The following is a 4,847-nucleotide window of genomic DNA, read 5'->3' as shown; positions in this document are numbered from 1 at the left end:
GCCCACAGGGAACCGGGCTGTCCGCGTTCTTGACGCACCCAATCCCGGATGGCAGTTTTTTATCGATACAAGCGGAGATACGAACGACGTTCCATATCTCGAACAGACTTCCTGGACAGGAGTACCCGGGTGCCCACCGCCACCGCGATCATCAACCTCGACATCGAGGGCCCGACGATCAGCCGCCACCTCTACGGCCACTTCGCCGAACACCTCGGCCGCTGCGTCTACGGCGGCTTCTGGGTCGGCGAGGACTCCCCGGTCCCCAACGAGGGCGGCATCCGGCTGGACGTGGTGGAAGCCCTGCGCGCCCTCGACATCCCCAACCTGCGCTGGCCGGGCGGCTGTTTCGCCGACGAGTACCACTGGCAGGACGGCATCGGCCCGCGCGAGCGGCGCCCCCGGATGGTCAACACGCACTGGGGCAACGTCGAGGAGAACAACCACTTCGGCACCCACGAGTTCATGGCCCTGTGCGAACTCCTCGGCGCCGAGCCCTACATCAGCGGCAACGTCGGCTCGGGCACCGTCCGCGAGATGAGCGAGTGGGTGGAGTACCTCACCCGGGACGGCGACAGCCCGATGGTGCGGCTGCGCAAGGAGAACGGCCGCGAGGAGCCGTGGCGGGTGAAGTACTGGGGCATCGGCAACGAGACCTGGGGCTGCGGCGGCAACATGCGCGCCGAGTACTCCGCCGACCTGGCCCGCCAGTACGCCACGTACTGCCGCGACCACGGCGCCAACAAGCTCTACCGGATCGCCTCGGGCGCCTCCGACGCCGACTACAGGTGGACCGAGACGCTGATGCAGCAGATCAGCTGCTTCGGCTGCGAGGCCACCCCGAAGAACTTCTTCCAGGGCCTCTCCGTCCACTACTACACGCTCTCCGGCCCCTGGGAGGCCAAGGGCAGCGCCACGGAGTTCACAGCCGACGACCACTACCGCACGATGCTGTCGGCCCGCCGCGTCGACCGCATCCTCACCGGCCACTCCACGGTCATGGACGTCTACGACCCCGGCCGCACGGTCGGCCTGGTCCTGGACGAGTGGGGCACCTGGTGGGACGTGGAGCCCGGCACCGACCCCGGCTTCCTCTTCCAGCAGAACACCCTGCGCGACGCGCTGGTGGCGAGCACCCACTTCGACATCTTCCACAAGCACGCGGCCCGCCTGCACATGGCCAACATCGCCCAGACCGTCAACGTCCTCCAGGCCATGCTCCTCACCGACGGCGACGCCCTGGTCCTGACCCCGACCTACCATGTCTTCGAGATGAACAAGGGCCACCAGGACGCCACGTCGCTCCCGGTGCACGTACGCGGCGAGGGTCCCCGGCGCCGGGTCGGGGACGCCGAGCTCGACACCCTGTCCGCCTCCGCCAGCGTCAAGGACGGCACGGTCCTGATCTCGCTCAGCAACCTGGACGCCGAGGAGCCCGCCGAGGTCGCCCTCGACCTGCGCGGCGGCACCCTGGGCGAACCGGCCGCCCGGATCCTCACGGCCGACAAGCTCCAGGCCCACAACACACCCGGGGCGTCGGCGGCCGTCTCCCCGCGGACGTTCGACGGCGTGTCGGTGACCGCCGGCGGACTGCGGCTCACCCTCCCGCCCCACTCGTTCGTCACCGTCCAGGCCCCCCTGAACCAGCGCTGACCCGCAGGAGTGCGCACATGACCCGACCCGCCCGCCCGCTGCCCGCCCGCCATCTGCGGCCGCCCATGGGCTGGAACAGCTGGGACTGCTACGGCACCACCGTCACCGAGGAGGAGGTCCTCGCCAACGCCGGGTTCATGCGCGAGCACCTGCTCCCGCACGGCTGGGACACCGTCGTCGTCGACATCCAGTGGTACGAGCCCACCGCGCGTGCCCACGGCTACAACCCCGGCGCCCCGCTCGTCCTCGACGGCCACGGCCGCCAGCTCCCCGCCCCCAACAGGTTCCCCTCGGCCGCGGGCGGGGCGGGGTTCGGGCCGCTGGCCGCGCGGGTGCACGCCATGGGCCTGCGCTTCGGACTGCACATCATGCGGGGCATCCCGCGGCGCGCGGTCGAGGCGGAACTGCCGGTGCTCGGCACGGAGTTCACGGCCGCGGAGGTGGCCGACACCGACTCCGCCTGTCCCTGGAACTCCGACAACTACGGCCTGGACCACGACCACCCCGGCGCCCAGGCCTACTACGACTCCCAGGTCGCCCAGTTCGCCGCCTGGGGCGTCGACTTCGTCAAGGCCGACGACATGCTCTTCCCGTACCACGAGCGGGAGATCGCCGCGTACGCGCGGGCGATCGAGCGCAGCGGGCGGGCCATCGAGCTGAGCCTCTCCCCCGGTACCGACATGTCCCTCGCCCGCCTGGACCACCTTCGGGAGCACGCCACCATGTGGCGGGTCTGCGACGACCTGTGGGACCGCTGGGAGGACGTCGAGGCGCAGTTCGCGCGGATGGCCCGCTGGGCCCCCCGGCAGGGCCCGCAGGGCTGGGCGGACGCCGACATGCTGCCGCTCGGCCACATCGGGATCCGCGCCGAGCGCGGCGCGGACCGCCAGTCGGCCCTCACCCACCCCGAGCAGGTCAGCCTGCTCACCCTCTGGCTGATCTCCCGCTCCCCGCTGATGATGGGCGGCGACCTGCCCACCTCTCCGCCCGGAACCATCGCGCTGCTCAGCAACGACGAGGCCCTCGACGTCCTGTGGCACAGCACCGGCAACCAGGAGGTGCTGCGGGAACGGGACCTGGTGCTGTGGACCGCCCGGGACACCGACGGGCACACCCGGTACGCGGCGGTGTTCTCGCTGGCCGACGAGGAGCGGCGCTTCGAGGTGCCGTTGGGGTCGGTCGGAGCCACCCCGCACGACCGCGTCCGGGAGCTGTGGACCCGCGCCGACACCGCCCACGACGGCCGGCGGCTGGTCACCGTGCTGCCCCCGCACGGCGCCGCCCTCTATCGTCTTGCCGAGGACAGCCGGCGGGAGTGAGTGTGGCGACGATCCAGGACGTGGCGAAGGCCGCCGGAGTGTCGGCGATGACCGTCTCCAACGTGATCAACGGGCATCCCAACGTGCGACCGGCCACCCGGGAGCGCGTCCTGGAGGCGGTGGACCGGCTCGGCTACCGGGTCAACGTGGCCGCCCGCAACCTGCGCAGGGGGCGTACCGGGATCATCGGTCTGGCCGTTCCGGAGATCAACCGCCCGTACTACGGCCGGCTGGCCGCCTCGATCATCGCGGCGGCCGCCGGGCACGGCCTGCGGGTGAGCATCGAGCAGACCGGCGCCCGCCGGGAGAACGAGCTGGCGGCCCTCTCCCTGTCCCGCAACCGGCTCTACGACGGCCTCATCCTCAGCACGGTCGGCATGGGCCCGGCCGATGTCGAGGCGCTCGACGTGGACCATCCGGTGGTGATCCTCGGCGAGCGGATCTTCGGCGGCCCCGTCGACCATGTCGCCATGCCGAACGAGGCCGCCTCCGAGGCCGCGACCCGCCATCTCGTCGAGCGGGGCTGCCGCCGGATCGCCATCGTGTGCGGACGGCTGGGCGGCGAGGCCGACGTGTCGAGCCGGCGGCACGCCGGGTACGTGCGGGCGCTGGCGGCCGCGGGACTGCCGGCGGACCCGGAGCTGGTGGTGACCGCCGAGTCGCTCACCATGCAGGATGCCGCCCGCCGGGTCCGGGAGCGGATGGCGGACGGCCTCGGCTTCGACGGGGTGTTCGGTGTGACGGACACGGTGGCCATGGGCGTGCTGCGGGCCCTCGCCGACGCCGGGGTCCGGGTGCCGGAGCGGGTCAAGGTGATCGGCTTCGACAACGTCGACGAGAGCGCGTACCTCGTCCCCTCCCTGTCCACCGTCGACCCGGACCACGAGCTGATGGCCGAGCGCGCGGTCGCCCTGCTGGCGGCGCGCATCGACCGGGGCGGGCCGGGACCGGAGCGGGAGGAGTTCGCCGGTCCGTTCCGTCTGGTGGTGCGGGAGTCCACGGGCGGCTGACGCCGCGTCCGGGTTCGCCGTCAGACCAGGTGGCCGAAGACCACCAGGTTCTCCGTGTAGTCCTTGACGTCGTGGTCGTAGTCGCCGGCGCAGGTGATCAGGCGGACCTCGGGGCGGCGGGTGTCGGCGTAGACACGGTCGCTGGGGAAGTCGTCCTTGGCGAAGGTGTCGGCGTCGTCGACCACGAAGTTCGCGTCCGTGCCGTCGGCCCGGCTCACCGTGAAGCGGTCGCCGCGCTCGAGTTCGTCCAGCCTGACGAAGACGGCCGGCCCCGTCATGGTGTCGACGTGGCCCGCGATGATCGCGGTGCCCGCCTCGCCGGGCGCCGCGCCCCTGGAGTACCAGCCGACCAGGTTGGTGTTGTCGGCCGGCGGGGGGTCGAGCTGTCCCGTGGAGCCCATGGTGAGGACGGTGAAGGGGGCGTCGACGGCGATCTTCGGGATGAGCAGACGGGTCGGCGCGGACCGGGACAGCGCCTCGCCGGAGCGGAGCGGGTCGGCCGAGGGGGCTGCGTCCATGCTCCCGGCCCGGCTGGTGCCGGTGGTGTCGGGGTCGTTGGTGTGTCCGCCGATCAGTGCCACGGCCAAGAGCAGGAGGGCGATGCCCCACACGGGCAGCCGTCCGCCGCGCGGCGGGCTGCCGGGGCCGTCCCGGTCGTCGGGGCCGTCGGAGTTGTCGGGTTTCGGGGTGGCGGGGCCAGCTGCCATCAGGGGCACCTTTCTGGGTCACGGCAGCGGGAGGGCGGGACACAGGGGTCGCGGGGGCGGGGCCCGGTGGGGGGCCCACGGCCCCCCGCCCCCCCCAAGGCGATGGCCCACAACACACCCGCCCCGCGCCACTCCACCGCCCCCCCCCGGATGCCCCC

Annotated in this window: 4 protein-coding genes; 3 read left to right on the top strand and 1 reads right to left on the bottom strand. The window is 72.4% G+C overall.

The genetic code is table 11. From position 1 onward, the window contains the following. The first annotated feature begins 129 nt into the window (after positions 1–129). The 3 genes from ACWGKQ_RS37230 to ACWGKQ_RS37220 are packed head-to-tail and all read left to right on the top strand — an operon-like array spanning position 130 to position 3,982. Complete coding sequence (locus ACWGKQ_RS37230) at positions 130–1,653, top strand: alpha-N-arabinofuranosidase (protein ID WP_453296461.1); 1,524 nt, start codon at positions 130–132, stop codon at positions 1,651–1,653. Between the two features lie 17 nt (positions 1,654–1,670). Continuing rightward, the gene (locus ACWGKQ_RS37225) at positions 1,671–2,972 is read left to right on the top strand and encodes a glycoside hydrolase family 27 protein (RefSeq protein WP_453296460.1); all 1,302 of its coding nucleotides are present in this window, start codon (positions 1,671–1,673) and stop codon (positions 2,970–2,972) included. 2 nt (positions 2,973–2,974) lie between these two features. Next, complete coding sequence (locus ACWGKQ_RS37220; RefSeq protein ID WP_453296459.1) at positions 2,975–3,982, top strand: LacI family DNA-binding transcriptional regulator; 1,008 nt, start codon at positions 2,975–2,977, stop codon at positions 3,980–3,982. A 20-nt stretch (positions 3,983–4,002) separates the two neighbouring features. On the opposite strand, the gene ACWGKQ_RS37215 is transcribed toward ACWGKQ_RS37220, so the two are convergent. Then, positions 4,003–4,689, bottom strand: a complete 687-nt coding sequence (locus tag ACWGKQ_RS37215; RefSeq protein WP_453296458.1) for a class F sortase — start codon at positions 4,687–4,689, stop codon at positions 4,003–4,005. Positions 4,690–4,847: the final 158 nt, after the last annotated feature.

This window comes from Streptomyces sp. NPDC054770 (assembly GCF_053611985.1).
This window is presented reverse-complemented; position numbering and strand designations above follow the sequence as displayed.